The 25,930-nt window shown below is 74.4% G+C and carries 23 protein-coding genes; 11 read left to right on the forward strand and 12 right to left on the reverse strand.

Features of this window, described 5'->3' with window-relative positions:
- Positions 1-16 precede the first annotated feature (16 nt).
- Complete coding sequence (locus ABZ312_RS30825; protein ID WP_500323876.1) at positions 17-1,105, forward strand: DUF6745 domain-containing protein; 1,089 nt, start codon at positions 17-19, stop codon at positions 1,103-1,105.
- On the opposite strand, the gene ABZ312_RS30830 is transcribed toward ABZ312_RS30825, so the two are convergent.
- The 5 genes from ABZ312_RS30830 to wecB form a co-directional block, all read right to left on the reverse strand.
- Positions 1,081-2,004: a carbohydrate kinase family protein gene (locus ABZ312_RS30830; protein WP_500323877.1), complete on the reverse strand. Its 924-nt coding sequence runs from the start codon at positions 2,002-2,004 to the stop codon at positions 1,081-1,083. The two genes, ABZ312_RS30825 and ABZ312_RS30830, sit on opposite strands and share 25 nt — an antisense overlap.
- Positions 2,005-2,174: 170 nt before the next feature.
- Positions 2,175-4,337 carry a glycosyltransferase family protein gene (locus ABZ312_RS30835; protein ID WP_500439206.1) on the reverse strand — a complete coding sequence of 721 codons (2,163 nt, stop codon included), beginning with the start codon at positions 4,335-4,337 and terminating at the stop codon, positions 2,175-2,177.
- A complete protein-coding gene (locus ABZ312_RS30840; RefSeq protein WP_500439207.1) occupies positions 4,334-6,151 on the reverse strand; it encodes a hypothetical protein in 1,818 nt (605 codons plus the stop codon). The genes ABZ312_RS30835 and ABZ312_RS30840 overlap by 4 nt, the downstream gene beginning before the upstream one ends.
- Positions 6,151-6,792, reverse strand: coding sequence for a class I SAM-dependent methyltransferase (locus tag ABZ312_RS30845; RefSeq protein ID WP_500323880.1), 642 nt, complete (start codon positions 6,790-6,792; stop codon positions 6,151-6,153). The genes ABZ312_RS30840 and ABZ312_RS30845 overlap by 1 nt, the downstream gene beginning before the upstream one ends.
- The gene (wecB, locus tag ABZ312_RS30850; protein ID WP_500323881.1) at positions 6,785-7,870 is read right to left on the reverse strand and encodes a non-hydrolyzing UDP-N-acetylglucosamine 2-epimerase; all 1,086 of its coding nucleotides are present in this window, start codon (positions 7,868-7,870) and stop codon (positions 6,785-6,787) included. The genes ABZ312_RS30845 and wecB overlap by 8 nt, the downstream gene beginning before the upstream one ends.
- A gap of 62 nt (positions 7,871-7,932) precedes the next feature.
- Between wecB and ABZ312_RS30855 the strand changes: the two genes are divergently transcribed.
- From ABZ312_RS30855 to ABZ312_RS30865, 3 genes are read left to right on the forward strand one after another with little or no spacing between them, the layout of a single operon-like run.
- Positions 7,933-9,363 (forward strand): glycosyltransferase, encoded by a 1,431-nt coding sequence (locus tag ABZ312_RS30855; protein WP_500323882.1) that lies wholly within the window; start codon positions 7,933-7,935, stop codon positions 9,361-9,363.
- A gap of 18 nt (positions 9,364-9,381) precedes the next feature.
- Complete coding sequence (locus ABZ312_RS30860; RefSeq protein WP_500323883.1) at positions 9,382-10,641, forward strand: nucleotide sugar dehydrogenase; 1,260 nt, start codon at positions 9,382-9,384, stop codon at positions 10,639-10,641.
- Positions 10,641-11,792: a glycosyltransferase gene (locus tag ABZ312_RS30865; RefSeq protein WP_500439208.1), complete on the forward strand. Its 1,152-nt coding sequence runs from the start codon at positions 10,641-10,643 to the stop codon at positions 11,790-11,792. Before ABZ312_RS30860 ends, ABZ312_RS30865 begins: the two co-directional genes overlap by 1 nt.
- A 314-nt stretch (positions 11,793-12,106) precedes the next feature.
- Here ABZ312_RS30865 and ABZ312_RS30870 read toward each other — a convergent pair whose 3' ends face one another.
- Positions 12,107-13,138: a saccharopine dehydrogenase family protein gene (locus ABZ312_RS30870; RefSeq protein ID WP_500439209.1), complete on the reverse strand. Its 1,032-nt coding sequence runs from the start codon at positions 13,136-13,138 to the stop codon at positions 12,107-12,109.
- Positions 13,139-13,367: 229 nt separating this feature from the next.
- Here ABZ312_RS30870 and ABZ312_RS30875 point away from each other — a divergent pair, with 229 nt between their 5' ends.
- On the forward strand, positions 13,368-14,279 hold the full coding sequence (locus ABZ312_RS30875; RefSeq protein WP_500323886.1) for an alpha/beta hydrolase: 912 nt from the start codon (positions 13,368-13,370) through the stop codon (positions 14,277-14,279).
- Between the two features lie 320 nt (positions 14,280-14,599).
- Here the strand turns inward: ABZ312_RS30875 and ABZ312_RS30880 are convergent, their stop codons facing one another.
- The gene (locus ABZ312_RS30880; RefSeq protein WP_499515234.1) at positions 14,600-15,055 is read right to left on the reverse strand and encodes a hypothetical protein; all 456 of its coding nucleotides are present in this window, start codon (positions 15,053-15,055) and stop codon (positions 14,600-14,602) included.
- A gap of 49 nt (positions 15,056-15,104) precedes the next feature.
- Here ABZ312_RS30880 and ABZ312_RS30885 point away from each other — a divergent pair, with 49 nt between their 5' ends.
- Complete coding sequence (locus ABZ312_RS30885) at positions 15,105-15,296, forward strand: hypothetical protein (protein WP_500323887.1); 192 nt, start codon at positions 15,105-15,107, stop codon at positions 15,294-15,296.
- A gap of 136 nt (positions 15,297-15,432) precedes the next feature.
- Here the strand turns inward: ABZ312_RS30885 and ABZ312_RS30890 are convergent, their stop codons facing one another.
- The 3 genes from ABZ312_RS30890 to ABZ312_RS30900 are packed head-to-tail and all read right to left on the reverse strand — an operon-like array spanning position 15,433 to position 19,133.
- Positions 15,433-16,500, reverse strand: coding sequence for a maleylacetate reductase (locus ABZ312_RS30890; RefSeq protein WP_500323888.1), 1,068 nt, complete (start codon positions 16,498-16,500; stop codon positions 15,433-15,435).
- Positions 16,497-17,363, reverse strand: a complete 867-nt coding sequence (locus ABZ312_RS30895) for a dioxygenase family protein (protein ID WP_500323889.1) — start codon at positions 17,361-17,363, stop codon at positions 16,497-16,499. The genes ABZ312_RS30890 and ABZ312_RS30895 overlap by 4 nt, the downstream gene beginning before the upstream one ends.
- A gap of 12 nt (positions 17,364-17,375) precedes the next feature.
- On the reverse strand, positions 17,376-19,133 hold the full coding sequence (locus tag ABZ312_RS30900) for an FAD-dependent oxidoreductase (RefSeq protein ID WP_500439210.1): 1,758 nt from the start codon (positions 19,131-19,133) through the stop codon (positions 17,376-17,378).
- Between the two features lie 69 nt (positions 19,134-19,202).
- Between ABZ312_RS30900 and ABZ312_RS30905 the strand changes: the two genes are divergently transcribed.
- Genes ABZ312_RS30905 through aroQ form a run of 3 tightly spaced genes read left to right on the forward strand, consistent with a single transcriptional unit; the run spans position 19,203 to position 21,660 of the window.
- Positions 19,203-20,348, forward strand: a complete 1,146-nt coding sequence (locus tag ABZ312_RS30905; protein ID WP_500323891.1) for a helix-turn-helix domain-containing protein — start codon at positions 19,203-19,205, stop codon at positions 20,346-20,348.
- Between the two features lie 60 nt (positions 20,349-20,408).
- The gene (locus ABZ312_RS30910) at positions 20,409-21,170 is read left to right on the forward strand and encodes a pirin family protein (RefSeq protein WP_500323892.1); all 762 of its coding nucleotides are present in this window, start codon (positions 20,409-20,411) and stop codon (positions 21,168-21,170) included.
- Positions 21,171-21,192: 22 nt separating this feature from the next.
- Complete coding sequence (aroQ, locus tag ABZ312_RS30915) at positions 21,193-21,660, forward strand: type II 3-dehydroquinate dehydratase (protein WP_500323893.1); 468 nt, start codon at positions 21,193-21,195, stop codon at positions 21,658-21,660.
- A 43-nt stretch (positions 21,661-21,703) separates the two neighbouring features.
- Here the strand turns inward: aroQ and grpE are convergent, their stop codons facing one another.
- A complete protein-coding gene (gene grpE / locus ABZ312_RS30920) occupies positions 21,704-22,399 on the reverse strand; it encodes a nucleotide exchange factor GrpE (protein ID WP_500439211.1) in 696 nt (231 codons plus the stop codon).
- The gene (gene dnaK, locus ABZ312_RS30925; RefSeq protein WP_500323895.1) at positions 22,396-24,264 is read right to left on the reverse strand and encodes a molecular chaperone DnaK; all 1,869 of its coding nucleotides are present in this window, start codon (positions 24,262-24,264) and stop codon (positions 22,396-22,398) included. The genes grpE and dnaK overlap by 4 nt, the downstream gene beginning before the upstream one ends.
- A gap of 142 nt (positions 24,265-24,406) precedes the next feature.
- On the opposite strand from dnaK, the gene ABZ312_RS30930 reads away from it, so the two are divergent.
- Both ABZ312_RS30930 and ABZ312_RS30935 read left to right on the forward strand, forming a co-directional pair.
- A complete protein-coding gene (locus ABZ312_RS30930; RefSeq protein WP_500439212.1) occupies positions 24,407-25,252 on the forward strand; it encodes an NUDIX domain-containing protein in 846 nt (281 codons plus the stop codon).
- Positions 25,253-25,305: 53 nt separating this feature from the next.
- Positions 25,306-25,836: an O-acetyl-ADP-ribose deacetylase gene (locus ABZ312_RS30935; RefSeq protein ID WP_500323897.1), complete on the forward strand. Its 531-nt coding sequence runs from the start codon at positions 25,306-25,308 to the stop codon at positions 25,834-25,836.
- The last annotated feature ends 94 nt before the right edge of the window (positions 25,837-25,930 follow it).

The following is a 25,930-nucleotide window of genomic DNA, read 5'->3' on the forward strand; positions in this document are numbered from 1 at the left end:
ACGGGGGAGCGGAGCGATGACGACGGTGGCGAGCGCGGTGACGAGCGCGGTGACGGGTTCGGGCACGGGTACGGCGACGGAGCCGGCGGTGGACACGACGGCGCTGTGGCGCGAGGTCGTCGCGGCGACCGGACCCGCGGACCGGGCGGCGGCGGAGGAGGGGGTGCGCCTGGCCTACCGGCTGGCCGGGCTGCCCGAGCCGGAACGGATCGTGTGGGCGGCCTCGCCCCTGGAGGCGGTGGTCCTGGCCGTGCGCCTGACGGCGGACGGCACGGCGGGCGGCAGCGTCCGCGACGCCGTGCGGACACGGCCGTGGGCGGCCGCGCGGGAGCGGGTCGCCGACCGGCTCGGACCGGCCGGGTGGGCGGACCACTGGGCCGTCACGGGCGCGCAGTTGTGGGACACGACGGTGCTGCTGACCGAGCGGATACGGACCGCCGTGGTGGACGCCGGACCGAGGGTGCCCGGCGGCGGGCAGGCCGTGCGGCTCGCGTTGCTCGACGCCGTGCTCGGGCAGCACGACGCGGCGTGGCTGGCCGCCTTCGACGGGCAGGAGGGCACGCGGGAGCTGGCCGGGATCGCTGCGGTCGCCCGGAACGCCGGCTGGTGGTGGCCGTACGAGCGGACGGCGGTCGTCGCCGAACGCCCCCTGGAGCTGCACCGGGACGAGGCGGGCCGGCTGGACCGCGGCGACGGCCCCGCGCTGGCCTACGCGGACGGCTTCGCGCTGCACGCCTGGCGGGGCATGCCGGTCCCCGCCGAGTTCCTCGACGGGCTCGCCGGGCTGACCCCGCGCCGCATACGCGAGGAGGAGAACGCCGAGCTGCGCCGGGTGATGCTGGAGCACTACGGCTACGAGCGCTACCTGGAGGAGTCCGGGGCCGAGCCCGTGCAGCGGGACGCCGCCGGCGTGCTGTGGCGGATCGAGCTGGAGGGGGACGAGCCGCTGGTGATGGTCGAGGTCGTCAACTCCACGCCGGAGCCGGACGGCACCCACCGCACCTACTGGCTGCGGGTGCCGCCGCGGACCCGGACCGCCCGCGAGGGCGTCGCCTGGACCTTCGGACTGGAGGAGGCCGACTACGTGCCGGAGAGGGAGACCTGAGCGGACTCCAGCGTCGCGGCGTCGATGAGGGCGAGGTTGCCGCCAGCGGTGCAGGTGTGGGCACCAGCCGTCGCGCCGAGGCGGGCGCAGGACTCGAAGTCCAGTCCGCGCATGCGCCCGTGGAGGAAGCCGCAGAGGAAGGCGTCGCCCGCCCCGTTGGAGTCCACCACCGGGCCGGGCGGGGTGACGGCCGGGATGTGCCGGGGCGTGCTGCCCCCGTCGCGCGCGAGCAGGTAGGCGCCGCCCGCGCCCGCGGTGGCGATCACGGCCTGGGCGCGGCCGTCGCGCAGGATCGCGCGCATGATGTCCGCGATGCGCTCGCCCGCTCCTGCCGCGCTGAGGAAGACCAGGTCGGAGCGGCGGGCGAACTCCCGCTGGTGCTCGGCCAGTCCGTCCCAGTCGTGCAGGTCGGTCGAGACGGGCAGGCCGAGTTCCTCGATGTCGTCGTAGAGGAAGCGCGTGAAGTGCGAGATCGACAGGTGCACGTGCCGGGCCCGGCGCAGGTGCGGCAGGTAGAACTCGCGCGGCATCCGCAGGTGCTCCGGGTCGCGTCCGTCGTAGAAGGACATCCGGCGGCCCGTGGCGTCCACGAGGTTGACGGCCCGCCGGGTCCCGGCGGGGGAGATCAGCGGCTCGAAGTCGACGTCGCCCTTGGCCAGGCGCTCCCTGAGCAGGGTGCCGATCCAGTCGTCGCCGACGAAGTCGAGGAACTTCACGGTCATGCCGAGCGCGCGGCAGCCCAGCGCCACGTTGCCGCCGGTCTGGCCGGGCCACTCCCGGACCGGCTCCACCCCGAGGGAGTCCACGAGCGGTACGGGCAGGCTGTCCACCCGCACGACGGTGTCCACCCCGGAACCGCCCACGACGAGCACGTCGTACGGCGACTCTTCCGTGGTCATGTGCACCTCCAGTCACCACCCCGGCGCCATGTTACGGCCGTCCGGTGTCCCCCGGTGTCCGGTCACTGATGTGCTCGGCCGCCCAGGCGCCCCATTCCTGCTGCATCCTGCTGAAGCGCAGCCCCCACTCCAGGGTCAGCCGCCCGTAGAAGGCGAGGTCGCCGCGGGCGTCACGGCGCTGAGCCGGTGACCAGTTCCGTCCACGCCGCGCGGACGGTGTCGAGCCCGAAGGACGCGCGTAGCCAGTCGCGGGCCTGCTCGCCCGCCTCCTGCCAGCCGTCGGCCGCGAGCGCCGCGATCGCGTCCGCCATGGCCGAGGGGGAGTCGTGGATCCAGCGGCGTTCGTAGATCGCGTCGGCGCCCGGCCAGGGCAGCAGGGCGGGCACCGCGCCGGAGGCCATGCCCTCGGCGGGCGCGAGGTGGAAGCTCTCGTCGTCGCTGGTGGAGAGCACGAAGCCGACGCGCCGCAGCCAGCTCGCCACGTCGGGGCCGAAGTCGTCGAAGACCACGGCGTCCTCCAGCGGACCGGACTGCACACGGCGCAGCACGGCGTCGTAGTGCGCCCGCTCCTCGGGCTTGTTCCAGATCCACCAGTAGTCCCAGGGCATCTTGGACTTCACCGACAGCCGCCACCGCGGGTCCCTGGCCCGCAGCGCCTCGAGCACGTCCAGGCCCAGGTCGAGCCGCTTGCGCGAGGGCGCGATGCCGATCATGCCGAGGCGGTAGCGGGCGTCGGGGACCTTGGGGCGGTCCAGCTGCCGGTCGTCGACCCAGTTGGGGACGGTGACGAGCTTCTCCTGCGGCCAGCCGGTGCGTTCCCGCGTGAGCCGGTTGTAGTGCGGGCTGACGCACACGACGCGGTCGACGGCGTCGATGTCGACCTGCGCGGGGTAACCGGCGTACAGCTCGAAGCGGTGGAGGCGTACCAGCAGGCGGGAGCCGCGGCGCTTGTGGCGGCTGTACCAGACGGCCGCCGGTCCGCACCACTCCACGACCACGACGTCGGCCCAGGCGGCGAGTTCGCGGCCGGCGGCCGCGTCGTGCCGGGCCAGTGCCTCCCAGGCGTCGACCCGCACCTCGACCCCGGGCAGGGCCTGGAGGTGGTCCAGCAGACGGGTGAAGAACTTCAGGTCGTGCCCGGCGACGACGACCCGCAGCGGTCGGCCGCGTCCGGCGAGCGCGACCGGCGCCGCCGGCAGCGCCCGTTCGACCAGGCCGCGCAGCCGTTCGGCGGCCCGGTCCAGTGAGAAGTGCGCGGCGGCCTCGCGGCAGCGCCGGGCGGCCGTGCGGTAGGCCTCGGGGGAACGGGCGGCGATGGCGACCGCCTCCGCCGCGTCGTCGAGGGTGCCGCGACCGGGGACGAACAGCGGGTAGTCGGCGCCGAGCAGCGCCTCGTGCGCGGGCGTGCGGTTGAGCACGACGGGCAGCCCGAGCGTCCCGAACTCCAGCACCTTCGTGGACAGTTCCAGGCTCGCGTCCAGTTCCGGATGACGCCAGCCCAGCCCCAGGTCGCATCCCGCGGCGATCCGCATGGCCTCCTGGCGGGGGGTGCCGCCGTGGTGCACCACGCCGGTGGCGCTCCGCAGCGCACGCTCCATGGCCGCGTGGAAGCCGGGGTGCCGCGGGTCGTCGTGGACCTTGTCGCCGACGGTGTGCAGCTCGGCCCGGATCCCGCGGGTGGCCAGCGCGGCCGGCAGTTCCGTCATCTCCAGGGTGTTCCAGCGCGGTGCGAACTTGCCCGTGTACACCAGGCGGACGGGGTCGCGCGCCGCGTCGTGCCCCGGCACCGCGAAGTCCGGGACGGGCACGCTCGGCGGGTACAGCACGCACTTGCCGCACGCGGCCGGCACCCAGGCCTCGATGAAGCAGCGCAACTCCTCGGTCTGGCACAGCAGGTAGCGGGAGGCGTCGGCGATCCGGGTCAGCTGGTCGACCGCCTCGTCCGACATCTGCGCCGCCGACTGCGGGATGTCGGTGAGGTAGGCCCAGATCCGGCCGTCGAAGGCGCCGTCGGCGACGACCTGCGCCACCAGCCGGCGACCGCGCAGCACCAGCAGGTCGCACGGCTCCCGTTCGTCCTGCTCGCGCAGCACCCGCGAGGCCTGGACGGGGGACAAGGCGTGCCCGGTCGGTACGACGGACACCCCCGGCAGCTGCGCCAGCGGATCGACCAGCCGTCCGGTGCGCACCGGAGCCTTCAGCACCAGCCGGGTCCCGCAGCCGGCCCGCGCCAGAGCCTGCACCGTCGACTGGGCCCACACCGCGGAACCGTCGATGAGGTTGAGGTCCACGTCCCCGTAGACCATCGCCCTGACCGTGCGCGTGCCCGTCATCGGACCTCCTCCGGGCGGATCGTGAACAGCCGTGCCGCCCCGGGGGACGGCCAGAGCGTCCTGCGCAGCAGGGCCGGGCGGAAGCCGTTGACGTGCGGAACGAAGCCCGGGGCGTCCGCGCTGAAGCCCACCGCGTCGGCCCCGGAGCACTCCTGGGCGCACATCAGGTCCAGCAGGTGGACCGCCGGCCGTTCCTCGGCGAGGTCCGACCAGTCCGCGACCCAGGGTGCGCCCGGCCCGTCCGCCGTGGCCCGTACGGTGACCCCGCCCGCGGTGAGTTCCGCGTAGGCCGCCCCGGGAACGGGCACCAGCACCTCGGCGGGGCGGAGCCGCTGCGCCAGCACCTGCGCGACCAGGCGTGACACCTCGGAGCCGTCACGCGGGTCGGCCACCACGGCCACCCGCCGGGCGTCCAGCGGGTCCGCCGCCCCGGCGATCCGGGCGAGCTCCGACAGCCGGACCCGGGTGGCCCGGGAGGTGAAGATCTCCCGCAGGTCGCCGCGGTCCACCGACGCCGGGTCCAGCCGGGCCGGCTGCACCCCGGTGTCCCCGTCGAGCACGGCGTCCCAGGGGAACGGGGCCAGCCCCGGCGCGGCGGAGGCGGGGGCGTCCCGCCACAGCACGGCGGTACGGCCGAGCGCGTGGACGGTGGCGAGGAGTTCGGCCAGCCGCCGGTCCAGGTCGGGGGCGGTGCCCGTGCCGGTGTGCGCCCACGGCCCGGCAAGGCAGGCGCTGAGCTGTACGACGAGCACGTCCGGGTCGGTGCGTTCGGCGACCTGCCGTGCGTCGTGCGGCAGCACGCGGTTGACGACGGCGTCGTGGGCGAAGTCGGCGGCGGTCGTGGCGTCCAGGACGCCGGCGATCACCAGCCGGTCGCGGGGGCCGGCCGTGAACGCCCGGTGGGCCAGGTGCAGGTGTCCGTCGGCCGCCGGACCGCCCCCGTCCGGTGCCGGGGAGGCCGCGGCCGGCGCGCCCGGCCGGGCTGCCGCGGGGCGACCGCCCTTGCCGCGGCCGCGCCACATCCCGTACAGCTCGCGCGGCAGCCGCGTCGAGCCGCGCAAGGGGGAGCGCGCGGCCGAGACCAGCGCCTGGCCGACCCGCAGCGAGGTCGAGCCCTGCAGCATGGCGACCCGGGTCTCCAGCACCCCGATCCGCTCCCTGGCGCGTCGCAGCTCGGCCGCGAGCCGGTCGCGTTCGTGCGTCACGGCCGCCGTCCGCTCGCCGTCCGTGCCGTCCTGCAGTGCCTCCAGCGCGCGACGGTCCTCCTCGTGCCGCCGCTCCAGCTCCAGCACCCGCGCCCGCCCGGCACGCGAGACGAACTCCGCCAGCACGTACTCGCCGGCCACCCGCAGCGCGGTGGTCTCCCGGCCGGGCACGGGCCGCCCGGCCGGGTCCAGGAGCGGGAGCAGCGCCTCGGTGCAGGTGAACACCGCGCCGCCGTGCAGGTGCAGGTAGTCAAGGCCGGCCGCCCGCAGCACCTGGCAGCGGTGCGCCACCAGGGCGTCGAGCAGCCGGTGGTACGGCAGTTCGGCACCGGCGTGGCCGAACACGATCAGGCCCTTGCCGCCCGGGCGCATGCGCCGCAGCGCCGCGAGGCACGCGTCCTCGTCGCCGTGCCGGGCGGGGTCGGGGCCGAAACTGAGCAGGGCCAGCCGTCCCTCGCCGACCGGGTCCTGGTCACCGGGCGGGGAGGGGCACAGCCGGACGCCGCCCGGCAGGTGCAGGTACGGTTCGAGCGGGATGCCGCCGCCGGTCGCGTCGACGACCTCGGTCACCCCGTCCAGGTGCGGGTGGAGCAGATCGAGAAGGCGCATCAGGAGGTCCTCGTGAAGACGTGGAAACCGACCCTGTTCTCCCGGAAACCGTACGGCGTGAAGCCGCCGTACCGCAGTCCGAGCGGTTCGACGGCGGCGCGGTACTCGGCGGCAGGGCGGTGCAGGATGTAGTCGCCGCGCGCCACGCGCCCGGGCGCGTCCTCGTCGGTGACGACCAGCCGGCCGGTCAGCCGGACGAGGGAGGCGAGGTTGACCAGCGCGGCCCGCCAGGCGGTGTCGTCGAGCACGTGGAAGAGCACGTCCACGGCGAGCACCACGTCGTACAGCCACGGGCTGCGCCAGGCCGACAGCTCCGCCACCGCGTAGCGGGGGCCGCCGCCGAGCGCGCGGCCGTGGTCCACCGCCGAGGGACTGGCGTCGACCGCGTCGACGAGGTGGCCGCAGCGGGCCAGGGCCCGGGCGAAGTGGCCCTTGCCGCAGCCCGCGTCGAGTACGAGCAGCGGGTCGTTGGCCCGTTCGAAGTCGCCGGTGATGCGCAGTACCTCCGCGAAGCGCAGCGCGTAGAAGATCTCGTTGCCCGGCCGGTCGAGGCCGATGTGGCCGCCGGAGGCGAGGTCGTCGTGCTCGCGGTGGCGGCTGTCCCAGTACGCGAGGGGGTCGTCCAGGCGCGGCTCAGACATGGTGGTCCAGCCACTCGGTGATGACGCGGGCGATGCGGGGCCCCGAACGCCCGTCCCACAACGGGGGGCCTTCGGGGGCTCGGGCTTCGCCGTCCAGCGCCTTGAGCAGGGCCGGGACCAGCCCGTCGGGGGCCACGAGGCGGTTGGTGCCGTGGGTGACCGTCACGGGCCGCTCGGTGTTGGGCCGCAGCGTCAGGCAGGGCACGCCCAGGACGGTGGTCTCCTCCTGCACCCCGCCCGAGTCGGTGACCACCGCGGCGGCGCCCCGCAGCAGCCCCATGAACTCCAGGTAGCCGAGCGGCTCCAGGATCCGGATGCCGGGCGTGTCGCCGAGCCCCGCCGCCTCCAGCGCGGCCCGCCCGCGCGGGTGCAGCGGGACCGCCAGCTCCAGGTGCTCCGCCGCCCCGCGCAACGCCGCCACGGCGGCGGCCGCGGCGGCCGGGTCGTCGACGTTGGCGGGACGGTGCAGCGTCACGACGCCGTAGCGGCCGCGCAGCCCGTGGGCGGCGCGGGCGGCCTCCGGGTCGAAGCGCGGCAGGTGGGCCATCAGGGTGTCGATCATCGGGTTGCCGACGAAGTGCACCCGGGCGGTGTCCACGCCCTCGTCCCCCAGATGGCCCACCGCCTCCGGGCTGGTGACGAAGAGCAGGTCGGCGAGCTGGTCGGTCAGCCGCCGGTTGACCTCCTCCGGCATCGTCATGTCGAAGCTGCGCAGGCCCGCCTCGACGTGCGCCACGGGCAGCCCCAGCTTGGCGGCGACCAGGGCGGCGGCGAGCGTGGAGTTGACGTCCCCGTAGACCGTGACCAGGGCGGGCGCCCGGGCCGACAGCTCGTCCTCCAGGGCGGTCAGCAGGGCGGCGGTCTGCCGGGCGTGGCTGCCGGAGCCGACGCCGAGGTCCACGTCCGGCTCGGGCAGGCCGAGCTCCCGGAAGAAGACGTGCGACAGGCGTTCGTCGTAGTGCTGTCCGGTGTGCACCACCGACTGCGGCTGCCCGGCCTCGCGCAGCGCGGCGACGACCGGGGCGGCCTTGACGAAGTTGGGCCGGGCACCGACCACGTGGACTACCGAGCCGAGCACGGTGCCTCCCGTTCACTTGCCGTGCTTAGGGTGGGATTGTGCGTCGTCGTACTCTTCGTGCCTTGATTCTCGCCGCCTCCGTGGCGGTCCGTCATCTGCGGGACGACCCGGTGCGTGCGGCGTCCCTGGCCCTGCGGGTCGCCCCGGGGCCGGCCCGGCGACCCGCCCGGTGGGCGCTGGCCCGGCTGCCCGAGCGCGATCCGCACCGCGTGCGCGGCGGCGCCACCGCCTACGGGCCGCGGGGTGTGCCCGCCCCGGCCGGTGCGCCGGGGACGGCGGTGCCGGGGCGGGTGCTGCACCTGGTCACCAACTCCCTGCCGTACCGCAACGCCGGCTACACCGTCAGGACGCACGCCATCGCGCGCGCCCAGCGGGAGGCGGGCCTGGACCCGCAGGTCGTCACACGGCTGGGCTTCCCCGTGGCGCAGGGCGTCTGGGACGGACGGCCGGCGCAGGTCGTGGACGGGGTGCCGTACCACCGCCTGCTGCCGGTGCGGATGCCGGGGACGCCCGCGGCCGCCCTCGCCCGCAACGCCGAGCTCGCCGCCCGGCTCGTCGAACGGCTCCGCCCCGCGGTCCTGCACGCGGCCACCGATCACCCGAACGGCCGAGTGGCGCTCGCACTGCGCGAATCGTTCGGCCTGCCGGTCGTCTACGAGGTGCGCGGCTTCCTGGAGGAGACCTGGCTGACGCAGGGACCCGGGCGTGACCGTGACAGCGCGTCGTACCGGGAGCGGCGCGCCCTGGAGACGCACTGCATGAAGGCCGCCGACCTGGTGCTCACCCTCGGCGAGGCGATGAAGGCGGAGATCGTCTCCCGGGGGGTCCCCGAGGAACGGGTGCGGGTCGTGCCCAACGCCGTGGACGACGTCTTCCTCCAGCCGCTGCCCGACCCCGGTGACCTGCGCACCCGTCTCGGCATCGGCCCGGACGAGCTGGTCGTCGGCACGGTCTCCACGCTCACCCCCCACGAGGGCATCGGCACCCTGCTGCGCGCCGGGGCCGTGCTGCGCCGCCGGGGTGTGCCGCTGCGCCTGCTGATCGTGGGAGACGGCCCGCAGCGGCCCGCGCTGGAGCGGCAGGCGGCGGGGCTCGGCCTCGGCGGGAGCGCCCTGTTCACGGGCCGTGTGCCGTACGCCGAGGTGCGGGCCCACCATGCCGTGCTGGACGTCTTCGCGGTGCCCCGGACGGGAGAGCGGGTGTGCCATCTCGTGACCCCTCTCAAGCCGGTGGAGGCGATGGCGAGCGGTCTTCCCCTTGCAGCAAGTGATGTCACGGCGATGGGGGAGCTGGTCGAAGACCAGGTGAACGGACGGCTAATTCCGTCAGGAGACGTAAATGCCTGGGCAGATACGCTCGAAATATTGCTCTATAGTCCAAATCAACGGCGGATGATGGGCGACGCCGCCCGCGCACGAGTGGCCCGCGACCGTACGTGGGCCCACATCGCGGGGCGGACGCGCGACGCCTACCGCGGTCTGGGGGCCGTATAGCGCTCTGGATGGTGCGGCATGACGGTGGATCTCGCAGTCGTAGGCCTCGGGTACGTCGGGCTGCCCCTCGCCAGGGAAGCCGCGGCGGTGGGACTGAGCGTCGTGGGACACGACCTGGACCCCGCGGTCGTGGACGCCCTCAACTCCGGCCGCTCGCACGTGGACGACGTCCGCGACGACGACCTGCGGCGCATGCTGGCCTCCGGGTTCACCGCGACCACCGGCCAGGAGTGCCTGGGGGAGGCCCAGGCCATCGTCATCTGCGTCCCCACCCCGCTGTCCGAGGACGGCGGACCAGACCTGACCGCGGTCACCGGGGCCGCCGAGGCGGTCGCCGCGCGGCTGCGCCCCGGCGTCCTGGTCGTGCTGGAGTCGACGACCTACCCCGGCACGACCGACGAGGTCGTCCGGCCCCTCCTCGAGGCGGGCTCGGGGCTGCGCGCCGGGGCGGACTTCGCCCTCGCCTTCTCGCCCGAGCGGATCGACCCGGGCAACCGGACCCACGGCTTCCGCGACACCCCGAAGATCGTCGGCGGGCACACCCCCGGGTGCGCGGCGCGCGCCGTCGCGTTCTACGGCAAGCTCGTCGACACCGTCGTGCGGGCCAAGGGCACCCGCGAGGCCGAGATGGCCAAGCTGCTGGAGAACACCTACCGCCACGTCAACATCGCGCTCGTCAACGAGCTGGCCATACTCTGCCGCGAACTGGGCGTCGACATCTGGAACGTCATCGACTGCGCCGCCACCAAGCCCTTCGGCTTCCAGGCCTTCCGGCCCGGCGCGGGCGTGGGCGGCCACTGCATCCCGATCGACCCCAACTACCTTTCGTACAAGGTCCGTACGCTCGGCTACGAGTTCCGCTTCGTCGAACTCGCCCGGGAGATCAACCACCGGATGCCGGAGTACGTGGTGCGCCGGGCGCAGGACCTGCTCAACACGGCCGGGAAGGCGCTGCACGGCTCACGGGTGCTGCTGCTCGGCGTCACCTACAAGCCCGACATCGCCGACCGGCGCGAGAGCCCCGCCGTCCCCGTGGCGCGGCTGCTGCGCCGGCTCGGCACGGGGATCTCCTTCCACGACCCGTTCGTGGAGGCCTGGGAGGTCGACGGCGAGCCCGTCCCCCGGGCCGGCGACCTGGCCGCCGCTCTGCGCGATCACGACCTGACGGTCCTCCTGCAGGACCACAGCGCCTACGACCTGCAGGTGGTGGCGGACCGGGCCCGCCTGCTGTTCGACACGCGCGGACGGATCTTCCGGCCGGACGTCGAGGTGCTGTGATGCACGTACTGGTCGTCACCGTCGTGCACCACCCCGAGGACGCGCGCATCCTGCACCGTCAGATAGCCGCCCTCATAACCCACGGTCACACCGTCACCTACGCCGCGCCCTTCACCGCGCGGGCGACCCCGCCCCGCCCCGGGGTCGAGGGCGTCGACCTGCCCCGGGCCACCGGACGGGACCGGCGTGCGGCCGTCCGTGCGGCCCGGCGCCTGCTGGTGCGGCGCGGGCCCACCGTCGACGCCGTCCTGCTCCACGACCCCGAACTGCTGCTCGCCCTGCCGCGGGCGCTGCGGCACTGGCACCGCACCGGCGCCCGGCGGCCGGCCGTGGTGTGGGACGTGCACGAGGACACCGCGGCCGCCCTCACCATGAAGGGCTGGGTTCCGCGGCCACTGCGCCCGCCGCTGCGCCTCGTGGTCCGCGCGGCCGAACTCGCCGCCGAGCGGCATCTGCACCTGCTGCTCGCCGAGGACGCCTACCAGCGGCGCTTCCGCCGCGCGCACCCCGTGGTGCCCAACCTGGTCACCGTCCCCACGGACCCCCCGCCGGCGCCGGGCGACGACCGCGTGGTCTACCTCGGGCAGCTGTCCCGGGCCCGCGGCGCCGAGGAACTGGTCGCCATGGCACGGCTGCTGGCCCCGGACGTCCATGTCGAGCTCATCGGCGCCGCCGACGGGGACGTCCGCGGACTGCTCGCGGCGGCCGACCGCGACGGCGCGCTGCGCTGGCACGGTTTCCTGCCCAACGACGCGGCCCTGGGCCGGCTGCGCGGCGCCCTCGCCGGGGTGTCGCTGCTGCGCGACGAGGCGAACTACCGCCACTCGCGGCCCACCAAGGTCGTCGAGTACATGGCCTACGGCATCCCCGTCGTGAGCACCCCCAACCCTCTCGCCGCCGAGCTGGTCCGCGGGCACGACTGCGGCCTCCTCGTCCCCTTCGAGGACCCCGCGGCCGCCGCGGACGCGGTCCGACGGCTGCGCGACGACCCGGAACTGCGCCGCGCGATGGGCGCCCGCGGCCACGCCGCCGCCCGCGGCGCGCTGCACTGGCCCGACTGCGCGGCGCAGTTCGTCACGAGCCTGGAGGGCTGGGCGGTGGCGGCGGCCACCGCCGCCACGGCGCGCGCCTCGGCGGCGCGTCCGTCGTAGCGGGAGCCCCGGCCGGCCCGGGGGCCCGGTCGCGGACCGGTGCCGCGGTTTCGGCGGCAGGGTCGGGGGCCGCGGTTGCGACTCACCGCAGGGCTGTCGGAGGCCAACGTCGTCCGGACCTTGCTGCGGCGCGGGTGCGTGCGCCCGGTCGCGGGAGTGGGCGCGTGGTGGCGCCCTTCTGCCCTAGCCCTTCAGGGACCGGCCGACCGCGGCGCGGGTCGGCCTTGGCGACCGCGTCCCGCGGCGGCGGATCCGTCGTAGCGGGAGCCTCGGCCGGCGCGCGCCTCGGCCGCGTCCGTCGTAGCCGCGGGGGATCAGCTGACGTGGGGTCCGTCCCGGCGTACTCCGTCCAGTTCCAGGACGAAGTCGGCGCCGAGGGCCGAGGAGGGGGTCTGGGTGCCGTGCGGGAGCCGCGGCAGCCGGGTCACGATCCGCAGCACCGAATCGACGGTCAGCGCGTAGCCGTTGGGGGCCGACAGCGCCGCCTGGGCCTCACCGCCGTGCGCGTCGCGGGCGCGGGCCCACACCTGGGAACGGGTGCGCGCCCGCGCGCGCTCGCCGGGGCCCGTCAGGAGACGGTCGACCCCCGCGCGGGCCAGTCGCCGTACCGGGCCGACCCCGAGCACGCGTACCACCAGCGGGGCGCCCGGCAGCCAGGTGTACGTCGAGATGTTGGGGATGCCGGTCGAGTGGTAGGCCGTGCTGACGTCGCCCCAGGCGATGCCGGCGACCTGGCGCCGGCCGCTGCGGAAGGACGCCGTCAGCCGGGGGTGCCCGAGCGGGACGTCGCGGATCACCCCGTCGACGCGGGCACGGCCGCCGGCGCCCTTGTCGAGCGCCTCGAGCGCGGAGCGTGCCGTGCCGGGGCTCGCGGCCCCGCCGGCCACGAAGGCGATGTCCAGATGGGTGGCGGTGGGCAGCGCGGCGGCGACGGTGGCGGCGAGGCAGTCGGTGGGGACGACGTCGAACCCCGCCCCGGGCAGCAGGACCACGTCCGCCGCGCGGGCCCGGGCGCTCATCGCGTGCAGCGCCTCGAGCACGTCGATCTCGCCGGTGATGTCGAGGTAGTGCGTGCCGGTGTCCAGGCACGCCTCGGCCATCGGCAGCGCCGTCGCGGAGAAGGGCCCCGCGCAGTGGGCCACGGCGTCCACGTCCGCGAGCGCCGCGCGCAACGCCGCCGCGTCGCCGAGGCCGACCACCCGGTGGTCCAGGCCCAGTTCGGCCGCGAGCGGGGCCAGCGCGGCGGCCGACCGGCCCGCGAGCACGGGGCGTTCCCCGCGGGCCACGGCCTCCCGTGCGACGAGGCGGCCGGTGTAGCCGGTGGCTCCGTACAGCAACCAGGTCATGCGTGAGTGCTCCCTCGTCGGTTCCGGCCCCCGCGGCGGGGCCCCCGGCACCGAACCTACCGGTCGGTCATCGCACTTCGCCCCCGGTGCGTCGCGGGCTTGCGGCGCGCCGAGGGGAACCGCGGCGGCCGTTGAACCACTCCCGGCCGCCGTCCGTTACCCCGGGTAAAGGGAGTGCGCCCGGTCCGTGCGCGCCCCGTCGCGCACCTGTCCTGTGAGGAGCCACCCCATGACCCCCAGCACCGCACGCGCGCCCGGAGGGACCGCCGCCGAGGTGCCCTCCGCGACCCGCGTCGACGCACGCACCTGGGACCTGACGGTCGCCTCGGCAGCGCTCGGCCGCCCGGCGGCGGTGCGGATCGTCCTGCCCACGGACTTCGCGCGTGCGCCCGGGCGCACCTGGCCGGTGCTGTACCTGTTGCACGGGCCGCACGAGGACCACACCGCCTGGAGCCGGCAGGCGGGCGTCGAGCGGCTCACCGAGGGCGGCGGCCTCATCCTCGCCATGCCGGACTGCGGCCCCGCGGGCCTGTCCAGCCACTGGCTCGACGGCTCCGACTACGAGACCTTCCAGCTGGGCGAAGTCGACGCGCTGCTGCGCCGCGACTACCGGGCCTCCGGCGTACGGGCCGTGGCGGGCGTCTCGACCGGCGGCCACGGCGCCATGGCCCACGCCGCCCGCCACCCGGGGGCGTTCCGCGCCGCCGCCTCCTTCAGCGGTGTCCTGGACACCACCTTCGCCGGGGTGCCCACCGCCCTCGACGCCCTCCTGCTCCGCGAGAGCCTCTGCCCCGGCTCCCTGTGGGGCGACCCCGTGGACCGGTGGGACACCTGGCGGTCCTTCAACCCCACGGCGCGCGCGGGAGGGCTGCGCGGCACCGCGCTGTACGTGTCCTGCGGAAGCGGTGCCGCCGCCCCGGCCGCGGGCGGTGGCACCGAGCTGCTGCCGGAGGTGCTGGAGAGCACCCTGTGGCCCGCCACGCACGTCTTCGCCACCGCGCTGGAACTCCGTGACATCCCGGTGACGACGCACTACTACGAGGGCGGCCGACACGAATGGGCATACTGGCGACAGGAGTTCGCGATGGCGTGGCCGCTGCTCGCCCACGCGCTCGGGCTGCCGGGACCTGCCGTCGCGTGACGATGAGACGATGAGCGGGTCAGAGCGTGAGTGGAAGGCCCCTAACGAGGGGGGCGCGCTCACTCGTTCCAGTGGCACTGCCCGCTCCGGACGTACCACCGGCGCACGAGCGGCGTTGCAAGGGGACATGGACAGCAGCACATCCTCGACCCGTGGATGCCTTCTCCAGGGCCACCCGGACCACCACCGGACCTTCGCCGAACTCACCGGCGCCTATTGGATGGACCCGCCCATCTACACAGAACTCCTCGCCGACTGGCGGGCCCACGGGCGCGCCGTCCCCGGCTATGCGGGGCCGGACGTACCGCGCGCGGCCTCCTTCAGCGGCGGCAGTCTGCCGCAACTGCTGCCTGGAACAGGGCCAGTTCCACCACGGTAGGGGTGTGGAGGGTGCCCGTTCCGTCGGGGGGTACCAGCCACCGCAGGGCCCCCGCGGCCCGGTACGGGGGCGGGACGGCGATCCAGGCGCCCCTGCCGGCGTAGCGGATTCCGGTGCCCACCCATCTGCTGACGGGGTCCGGCGGGAGGAAGAAGCCGACCCGGCGGGAGGCCGTGTCGGCGAGGGTGGGCCCGGGTTCCGTGCGGGGGAGGCGCAGCAGGGCGTCGAGGGCCAGCAGGCCGAGGTCCTCGGGCACGCTGAGCACGTCCCAGAAACGCCCGGCGGGCAGCAGGACGGTCCCGCTCTCGCCGTGCTCCCATTCCCGCTTGCACGCCCGCGGATCCGCCGCGGCGGCGGCCAGCCACTCCATTGCCTGTTTCGGTGCCGCATTTCTCATACGCTCAACCTTGGTAGATATTTCTAACCGGCGGAAGGGGTGGCGGGGGATGGCGTTTTGGAGCGCGAAACGCCTGTTTTCCGTACGCCTGTGCGGCGTTGTGGAGCGGGCCCGCCGTGCCCTGCACGGCGGGCCGCGGGACGGTGCCGCACTGGAACGGCTGGTGAGGACGGCGGAGCGGCTGGACTACGGCGGCGGGCCGCCCGCGGCGCCGGACCGGGAGGCCCGGCGCCGGGGCTGAGGGAATCCCGCGCGCCGGCGGAACACGGGTTCCGCCGGGAATTCCGGGACCGTTGCCGGGGAATGCGCTCGGCCGCACGGTCGAAAAGCGCAAAGGTGTTCGCGTGCGTACGGGGAATGCCCGGGCCGGAATCCGGTCAGCCCGTCGGCGGCGCCCCCTCGTACGCCGCCGTCAGCAGCGCGCGCAGCTCTTCCGCGTCCGCCGGGCGCGGGTTGGCGTACGAGGCCGCGCCCACCAGCTCCACGACGCGGCCGATGCCGTCGGCCGGCAGACCGACCTCGGCCAGCGAGCGCGGCGCGCCGAGCCGCCCGCCCAGCTCCCACAGTGCGCGCGCCGCGTCCCCGGTGCCCAGCGCCCGGCGCAGCGCGGCCGTCGCGGCCGGGGCGGCCGGGGCGTTGAAGGCGAGGACGTACGGCAGCAGCACCGTGTGCGTCGCGGAGTGCGGCAGGTCGAAGGCGCCGCCGAGCACATGGGCCAGCTTGTGGTGGAGGCCCATCGTGGTGGCCCCGAGGCACGCCCCGCACAGCCATGCCCCGTACAGGGCGTGTCCGCGCGCGTCGAGGCCGCCCGGGTCGGCGACGACACGGGGCAGCGCGTCCGCCAGGGCGCGCACCCCCTCCTCGGCCATCAGCGACACGATCGGGGTGGCGTCGGGGGCGTACAGCGCCTCGACGGCGTGGGCGAGGGCGTTGACGCCGCTGGTGCCGGACAGCGCCGGCGGCATCGACAGGGTGAGCTCCGGGTCGTAGACGACGCTGCGCGGCAGGACACGGCGGTCGCGGCCGGTGCGCTTGACGCCGTCCTCCGTCAGGCCCCAGACCGGGGTCATCTCGGAGCCCGAGTACGTCGTCGGAACGGCCAGCAGCGGCAGCCCGGTGCGCAGCGCCACCGCCTTGCCCAGGCCGACCGCGGAACCGCCGCCGACCGCGACCAGCCCGTCGGCGTCCAGTTCCTGCGCCACCGCGACGGCCTCGTCGGCCACCTTCACCGGCACGTGCATCACCGCGCCCGGGTGGACGCCCACGCAGACCGCCCCGAGCGACGCGGCGACGGAGCGCGCGGTGTCCTCACCGTGCCGGCCGGACAGCACCAGCACGCGGCGCAGGCCGAGCCGGCCGGTCTCCTCCGCCACGGCCGTGGTGGCGGCCCCGGCGCGGAAGACGACCCGCATCGGCAGCGCCTCGTGGACGAACTCCAGGCTCATGACCGCTGCAGCACGATGTCGAAGGTCGCCAGCCGGAAGGGGTTGGGAACCCCGTACCCGGCCGCCCGCTCCGGGTCGTCCACCTCGGCGAACTCCTGGACCAGGCTCTTCTTCACCGCGAAGACCGCGTCCGAGTCCAGGTACGGGCTGTCCTGGACGAACACGTGCGTGGTGACCGGCTGGTGGCCGGCGGCGGCCGCGATGAAGTGGATGTGCGCGGGCCGGTACGCATGGCGCTCCGTGGCGTCCAGCAGGTCGCCCACCGGGCCGTCGGTCGGGATCGGGTAGTGCGCGGGCACGACGGTGCGGAACCGGAAGCGGCCCTCCCCGTCGGCCTCGAACAGCCCGCGCCCGTTGCCCTGGGGCTGCTCGCCCGGCTGCTGGACGTCGTAGAAGCCGTGCTCGTCGGCCTGCCAGACGTCCACCGTGGCGCCCGGCAGCGGTGTGCCGTCCACGGAGACCACGCGCCCGGTGACCACGCAGGGCTCACCCGAGCCGATCATGTCGATCGCGTCGCCGAACTCCCGCGCGGGGGAGCCGACCATGTGGAACGGGCCCAGCACGGTGGAGTCGGTGGCCCCCTCCCCGGCCGACTTCCGCTGGTTGATCGTCTCGACCAGCATCGACACCCCGAGCACGTCGGACAGGAGGATGAACTCCTGCCGTGTGTCGGTGCACGCCTGGCCGGTGCGGGTGAGGAAGCCGATCGCCCCTTCCCACTCCTCCATCGTCGGCTCGACGTCCCGGACGAAGTCGTGGAGGTGCCGGGTCAGACTGCCCAGGATCTCCCGCAGCCGAGGGTCGGGCGTCCGCGCGAAGCTCTCCACGACGGCCGGCGTCGCGCTCTGTTCGGTGAAGTCCATGCTCTCTCCTCGTCAGTCCCGTCCCAGGATGCGCCGCAGCGCGGAGCCGAGCACGGCCCGCGCCTCGGCGTCGTCGGCGGCCCCGTCGGCGCGCCGGAAGGCCACGTACAGGTCCGGCCGGACGAGCAGCGCGCCCGTGTCGCCGATGCCGCGCACGCGCGCCCAGTCGCCGTACGGGTCCTCGTACTCCCGGCCGGGGCCGATCACCGCGGTCGCGATGTCCAGCCCCAGCTCGGCGCCCGCAGCGCGGGCCGCCGAGACCCAGGCCTCGCCGCCGATGCCGGTCAGCAGCGCGAACCGGCCCCCGCCGCCGAGGTCGAGGGTGGACAGCGTGCGGGTGCCCGCCGTCAGCCATGCGTGCGGCAGCTTGGCGCCGGGGCGGCTGCTCGGCTGGTGGTACAGCTCGGGATCGCGGTCGAAGCCCGGGTCGGCGGTGCCGTCCGGGACGACCGCGGCCGAGGCGTAGCGCTGGTTGAGCTCCACGCCGTGCGCGTTGAACTCGTACCGCTTGAAGTCGATCGCCTCGCGCAGCCGTGCGCGCCGCTTCTCGCCGGCCGGGGTCGCGTCCTTGCGGGACTCCATGTTGGCGATCAGTTGCCCGGGGCTCTGCGGGGTGAGCAGGTCCAGCGCGTCGAAGACCGGGGCGGTCTCGCCGATCGACTTGTTGGCGCGGGTGACGATCTGCTTGCCGACGGGCGCCCGCTCGGCGGTGTAGGTGTCCAGCAGCGAGGGCGCGGCGGTGCCGTCCAGGACCAGCTTCAGCTTCCAGGCCAGGTTGTACGCGTCCTGGATGGAGGTGTTGGAGCCGAGGCCGTTGGACGGCGGGTGCCGGTGGGTGGCGTCGCCGGCGCAGAAGACCCGGCCGTGGGAGTACGTCTCGGCGTACATCTCGTTGACCGTCCACGCCGAGGAGGAGCGGATGGTCACCGGGACGTCGTCGTCGCCGATCAGCTGCCGGACCACCGACAGGGCGTACTCCTCGGTGAGGTCCGGGGGCGCGCCCTCGACGTCGTAGCCCCACACGATCAGCCACTCGTTCCACGGCCGCACGCAGCGCACCAGACCCGCGCCGATGCCGCCCACGGTCGCGCCGGGGGTGAGCACCCAGTACAGGGTGCTGGGGCGGTGGGCGACGTACCGGGACAGGTCGGCCTCGAAGACGATGTTGACGCTACCCGCCACGCCCATCTTGCCGCCCATGGGCAGCCCCGCGTCCTCGGCGACCTTGCTGCGTCCGCCGTCGGCGCCGATGAGGTACTTGGCGCGGATGGCGTACTCGTCGCCGCGCAGCCGGTCCTCCACCACGGCCGTCACGCCGTCGGCGTACTGCTCGAAGGACTTGTAGACGGTGCCGTAGCGCAGCCGGGTGCCGCGCGCCACGGCCGCCTCGACCAGCACCGGCTCCATCCAGTTCTGCGGCATGTCGCACATGCGGCTCGGGCTGGCCAGGTCGTGCGCGGCCTGCACCAGCGGGTCGTTGCCCCAGGAGCGCAGCCGCCCCAGCTCCTCGCCCGCGAGGCTGGTGCAGAAGACGGTGTTCCCCATCAGGTGCTGGGGAGTGGCCTTGGCGACGACCTCCTGCTCGACGCCGAGGTCGCGCAGCACCTCCATGGTGCGCTGGTTGGTGATGTGGGCCCGAGGGGTGTCGGCCAGCCTGTCGTAGCGTGTGACGACGATGTTCGGCACCCCGTACGTGCTCAGCGCGAGCGCGGCGCTCGCGCCGGCCGGCCCACTGCCCACGATCAGCACGTCGGTCTCGACGGTCTCCATCAACGCGGCTCCTTGACGGATAATTGAAATGGCAACGAACCGATCGTGGATCAGAGGGAGACCGCCGGCGTGTCTCAATCCGATACATCCCCCGAAGAGCTGCTGCTCGGCGCCTACCTGCGCGAGCGGCCGAACGGCCGGGCGGTCGTCGCGGCCGACGGCAGGACGCGGATCGTGAGCGCCGAGGCCGCGCGGCGGCTGTCCGACGAGTCGCTGGCGCTGCTGGAGCGCCGGGCCGGCGGCATGGTCCGCGACGGCCGGACCGAGGGGTACGAGCTGCCCCTGCCGGACGGCGGCTGGCGGGCCCGGCTCAGCCCCGTCCTGGACTCCGGCGAGGTCATCGGTGCCGTCGCCGTCCTGTCCGCGGCGGCGGAGGGCTCCGGCGGGCCGCCGGCGGTCCCCGAGCCGAGGCTGCCCGGGCTCGTGGGCGCGTCGCTGTCCTGGCGCGCGGCGGTGGCCCGCGCGGTGCGGCTCGGGGGCGAGCAGGGGCCGCTGCTGGTGACGGGAGAGCCCGGCACCGGCAAGACGACGCTGGCCCGGGCCGTCCGGGCCGGCGACGTGGAGCTGGACGCGGCGCTGGTGAGCGGTGCGGCGGCCCGTGACTGGGTGCGGCGGCTGGCCGTGCGCCCCGTGCCGGGCCGGGTGCTCGTGCGCCACGTCGAGGCGCTGGACGGCGGTGCCGCGGCCGCGCTGGTGGCGCTCCTCGAACAGCGCCCCGTCCTGCGGCTGACCGCCACCCACACCCCCGGGGACCGTACGGACCCGTGCCTGGACCGCCTGCTGGGCCGGCTGGCGGCGCGCTCGCTGTCCGTACCGCCGCTGCGCGAGCGCCCCGAGGACCTCCCGGTGCTGCTCGCCGCCCTCAGCCCGCGACCGGCTCCCGGCCACCCGCCGCTGACCTGGACCGTCGAGGCCCGGCGCACCCTGGAGCGGCACACCTGGCCGGGCAACGTCGCCGAGCTGGCGACGGTCGTCAGGACCCTCGCGGACGAGCGCCGGCTGAGCGGTCCGGTGCGCCCGGAGGAGTTGCCGGACGCCGTGCGCGGCGGGGCCGGCGGCCGCCGTCTGGGCAGCCTGGAGCGGGCCGAACGGGACGCGATCCTGGAGGCGCTGCGCACCCACGGCGGCAACAAGGCGCGGGCGGCGAAGGCGCTGGGCATCGCGCGGGCCACGGTCTACCGCAAGCTGCGGAGCTACGGCATCCAAGGAATATAGTTCGAGATTCAACATGTTAGGTTGGGCGACAGAGACGCACCCCGCAGAAGGAGATCCCCGATGGCCACCCAGCTGGATGTCCGCCGCGCCGGCCAGCGGTTCCACACCCGCGCCGGCTGGCTCGACTCGCACCACTGCTTCTCCTTCAGCCACCACTACGACCCGAAGAACACCCACTTCGGTCTGCTGCTGGTCTCCAACGACGACGTCGTCGCCCCCGGCACCGGCTTCGACACCCACCCTCACCGGGACATGGAGATCGTCACCTGGGTGCTCGACGGCGGCCTGGTCCACCAGGACTCCGAGGGCCACAACGGCGTCATCTACCCGGGCCTCGCCCAACGGATGAGCGCGGGCACCGGCATCCTGCACAGCGAGAAGAACGACAGCTGGAAGCTGACCGGTGCGCCGGAGCACAAGGACCCCGTGCACTTCGTGCAGATGTGGGTCTTCCCCGACGAGCAGGGCATCAAGCCGGGGTACGAGCAGCTCGACATCAACGACGAACTCGCCCGCGGCGGCTGGGTCACCGTCGCCTCCGGAATGGACCGCGACCGCGACGAGCGGGCCATCTCCATCGCCCAGAAGCACGCCGCGCTGCAGGCCGCGCGCATGACGCCGCAGCAGACCCTGGCCCTGCCCACCGCCCCCCTGGTGCACCTGTACGTCGCCAGGGGCGAGGTCGCCGTCGAAGGCGCGGGCCTGCTCGCCAAGGGCGACGCCGTGCGCGTCACCGGGGCCGAGGGCCAGCGGCTCACCGCCGGCGCCGAGGGTGCCGAGGTGCTGGTCTGGGAGATGGACGCCGCCGTCAGCTTCGGGTGATCACGTGGTAGACCTTGGGGCCATGACCCGCACCCTCGCGAGCGCGCCGATCATGGTCCTCAACGGTCCCAACCTCAACCTCCTCGGTCGGCGGCAGCCCGAGATCTACGGCTTCGAGAGCCTCGCCGACGTCGAGGCCCTGTGCGCCGCGACGGCGGCGCGGCTCGGCGGGACCGCCGACTGCCGGCAGAGCAACCACGAGGGACAGCTGATCGACTGGATCCACGAGGCCCGCGAGCACCACGCGGGCATCGTGATCAACCCCGGCGCCTACTCGCACACCTCGGTGGCGATCCTGGACGCCCTGGGCGCCTGCGACGGCCTCCCCGTGATCGAGGTCCACATCTCCAACATCCACCGACGCGAGGCCTTCCGGCACCACAGCTACGTCTCGGCGCGGGCCGACGCCGTGATCGCGGGCTGCGGCGTCCAGGGCTACGCCTTCGCCGTCGAGCGGATCGCCGCGCTCCTGGACGCCGGCGCCCGCTGAACCGCCGCCGGGCCGCGGCCCGACCGCCCCCGGACCGCCGTGCTCAGGCCTCGCCCGGCTGCCAGTCCGGCCACTCGCCGGGGTGGTCGGCCCAGTGCACCTGGTCGGGGTCCGACACGTCGATGTCCGGGAAGGTCCCGCGCACCCGCAGCTCGAACTCCTCCCGCTCCAACTGCTCCCAGCCCACACCCCGGATGTGCACCCTGCGGTAACGGTGGTCGGCCCCGAGCGGGGCCACGTCGACCTTGTGGGTTGTCTCCATGCCTCCAGGGTGCACCCGGGCCGGTGCCCCCGCAGGTCCGGTGACCACCACCTCCGCGGGGCGCAGCAGGTGCCCGCCGACCCGGTAGCCGGACCGTACGACGGTGCCGCAGACGAGTCGGCCCGCGCCGTAGGCGCCCGATGAGCCGACCGCCTCGTGACGCGCCGGGTCGAAGGGATCCCCGGGCTCGCCGAACGACCGCAGGCCGAGTTCCGCCAGCCGCGCCTCCAGCACGTCCACCACGGCGCGGAAGCCGCCGGTCACCTCGCCCAGCTCCCGCGCCCGGTCGACGGCGTCCAGCACCGGCAGCAGTCCGTGCAGCACGTTCGCGACGGCGATCTCCCGCACCGCCAGCCGGTCCCGGTGCACGCGCTTGCGGTAGTTGTCGTACTCGGCCTTGAGCCGTTGCAGGTCCGCCGTGCGTTCGACGAGCCGCGCCCGCAGCCCGCCGCCCGGAGGCGGACCGGCCCGGTTCACGCCGTGCCTCCCTCCCGCTTGTCGTCGTCGACGATCTCGGCGTCCACCACGTCCTCGTCGCCCTCCGGCGGCGCCGCGTGCGGGGCCCCGCCCTCGCCCGCCGCGGACCGTTCCGCCTGGGCCTGGGCGTACATCGCCGTGCCGATCTTCTGCGCCGAGGCGGTCAGCCGCTCGGTCGCCCGGCGGATGCCGGCGGAGTCCTCGCCCTTCAGCTGCTCCTTCAGGTCCGCCACCGCCGACTCGACCTCCGACTTCAGGTCGCCCGGGACCTTGTCGGGGTTGTCACGCAGCAGTTTCTCGGTGGAGTAGACCAGGCTCTCCGCGTTGTTGCGCGTCTCGGCCTCCTCGCGGCGCTTGTGGTCCTCCTCCGCGTACTGCTCGGCCTCGCGCATCATGCGGTCGATGTCGCTCTTCGGCAGCCCGGAGCCGCCGGTCACGGTCATCTTCTGTTCCTTGCCGGTGCCGAGGTCCTTCGCCGTCACGTGCATGATGCCGTTGGCGTCGATGTCGAAGGAGACCTCGATCTGCGGGATGCCGCGCGGCGCCGGCGGCAGACCGGTCAGCTCGAACACCCCGAGCTTCTTGTTGTACGCCGCGATCTCGCGTTCGCCCTGGTAGACCTGGATCTGCACCGACGGCTGGTTGTCCTCGGCCGTCGTGAAGATCTCCGAGCGCCTCGTGGGGATGGTCGTGTTGCGCTCGATCAGCTTGGTCATGATGCCGCCCTTGGTCTCGATGCCGAGGGACAGCGGGGTGACGTCCAGCAGCAGGACGTCCTTGACCTCGCCCTTGAGCACCCCGGCCTGGAGGCTGGCGCCGATCGCCACGACCTCGTCCGGGTTGACGCCCTTGTGCGGCTCCTTGCCGGTCAGCGACTTCACCAGCTCCGTCACCGCCGGCATCCGGGTCGAACCGCCCACCAGGATCACGTGGTCGACGTCGGCGACGTTGATCCGCGCGTCCTTCACCGCCTGGTGGAAGGGACCCTTGCAGCGCTCCAGCAGGTCCGCGGTCAGCTGCTGGAACTGGGCGCGGGTGAGCTTCTCGTCCAGGTGCAGCGGGCCCTCGGCGGAGGCCGTGATGTAGGGCAGGTTGATCGTCGTCTCGGTGGACGAGGACAGCTCGATCTTCGCCCGCTCGGCCGCCTCGCGCAGCCGCTGCAGCGCCATCTTGTCCTTGGCCAGGTCCAGCCCGTACGCGTTCTTGAAGCGCTCCACGAGGTGGTCGACGACCCGCTGGTCCCAGTCGTCGCCGCCCAGCTCCGTGTCGCCGTTGGTGGCCTTGACCTCCACCACGCCCTCGCCGATGTCCAGCAGGGAGACGTCGAAGGTGCCGCCGCCCAGGTCGAAGACGAGGATCGTCTGGTCGTTCTCCTTGTCCAGGCCGTACGCCAGGGCCGCGGCCGTGGGCTCGTTGATGATCCGCAGCACGTTCAGGCCGGCGATCTCCCCGGCCTCCTTGGTCGCGGTGCGCTGGACGTCGTCGAAGTACGCGGGCACGGTGATCACCGCGTCCGTGACGTCCTCGCCCAGGTACGCCTCCGCGTCCCGCTTCAGCTTCTGCAGCACCCGGGCCGAGATCTCCTGGGCCGTGAAGCGCTTGCCGTCGATGGTGCCGGAATCGGGGAACCGCCAGCCGGGGTCGCCCATGTGCCGCTTGGCCGAGCGGGCGGTCCGCTCCACGTTGGTCACGGCCTGGCGCTTGGCGATCTCGCCGACGAGGACCTCGCCGCCCTTGCTGAAGGCCACCACCGAGGGTGTGGTCCGTGCCCCTTCCGTGTTGGTGATGACGGTGGGCTCGCCGCCCTCCAGGGCGCAGACCACCGAATTGGTGGTGCCGAGGTCAATACCGACCGGACGTGTCATGTCAGCTCGCCTCCTCCCCTCCAGGGTGCGACGCGCGCGGGCCGACCACCAGACGGCCGCCGCAACCCGCGCCGGGGAGCGCAGGGCAATGTCCCGGAATAATCGCGGGGCCCGGACAGTGGGCGCTGCTAGCGTCGGCGGGATGTCCTCACTGCATGCGGGAGTGATCCTCTTCCACGACCAACGCCTCGCCGTACACAGCGACTTGAGCCTGCCGCAGGCCCCCGTCCCGCCTCGCGGCGACCCCGCGGAAACCGCCCGCGCGGCGGCGCGCGACGGCCTCGGCATCGACGTCAGGACCGATGTCCGGCCCTGCCTGGAGGTCCGCGCGACCGGCGGCACCCATCTGTACTACCGGGCCGCCGTGCCGCTGCCGTCCGGCCCCGCGCCCACCCGGCTGCTCAGCAGGTCCGAGGCCCTGCACCTGCCGCTCGCGCCCTGGACGGCGTGGGAGGCCATCCTGCGGTCCTGGGACGGCCCGCCCTGGTGGCGGGGCCGCCTCGTACTGGAGGAGCCGCTCGGCCGGCCGCCCAAACGGACCCGGGCCGGCGCGGTGATCATCCGCGACGGGCGCATGCTGCTGATCCGCTACCGCCACCGGCGCGGCGACTACTACGAGATCCCCGGCGGCGGGGTCGAGCCGGGGGAGACCCCCGAGACGGCCGTCCTGCGCGAACTCGCGGAGGAGACCGGGCTGAGCGGCACCGTCGGGCAGGAGATCGCCCGGGTGAACCGGGTGCACCGCGGCTCGCACCCCGGGCACTACTTCCTCGTCGAGGCGCACGGCGAGATCGGCCCCCGCTCCTCCCTCGACCTGGGGGAGGCCGCCGCCCCCGTCTGGGTCCCCGTCGACGACCTGCGGCACCTGCCGCTGTGGCCCAAACGGCTGGGCTGGCGCATCGCGCACTGGCACCGCGAGGGCTGGCCGAAGCCCGCCGCGGAGTTCTGCGACTCACTGCTCGACCTGCGGGTGCCCTGCGACTGGTGACCCGCTGGGAACGGCCGGGCGCCCGGGCACCTCGCGGTGGCAGGATCACGGGTATGGCACGCATCACCCTCGTCCGGGGCGACATCACGCAGCAGTCCGTCGACGCCGTCGTCAACGCCGCCAACTCCTCGCTGCTCGGGGGCGGCGGCGTCGACGGCGCCATCCACCGCCGCGGCGGCCCGGAGATCCTCGAGGAGTGCCGTGCGCTGCGCGCCTCGCGGTACGGGCGCGGTCTGCCGACCGGACAGGCCGTCGCCACCACGGCCGGCCGGCTACCGGCCCGCTGGGTGATCCACACCGTCGGCCCCGTGCACAGCGCCGGCGAGGACCGCTCCGAGCTGCTGGCCTCCTGCCACCGCGAGGCGCTGCGGATCGCCGACGAGGTGGGCGCGAAGACGGTCGCCTTCCCCGCGATCTCCACCGGTGTCTACCGCTGGCCCGTCGAGGACGCCGCGCGCATCGCCGTCGCCACCGTCCAGGACACGGACACCGAGGTCGAGGAGGTCCGCTTCGTCCTCTTCGACGACGCGGCCTACGCCGCGTTCGCGGCGCGACTTCCCGGAGAAGGGCTCGGTGAACGGTGACCTCGGCATCCGGGAGCGGAGCGCGGAGCGGTGCCCGGCCCGTGGTGCGGGTTAACCGGCGCGGAACTCTTGGTCATCGATTCCTTTGGGAAAG

The sequence above is a fragment of the Streptomyces sp. NPDC006207 genome, from assembly GCF_040613835.1.
Classification (GTDB): Bacteria; Actinomycetota; Actinomycetes; order Streptomycetales; family Streptomycetaceae; genus Actinacidiphila.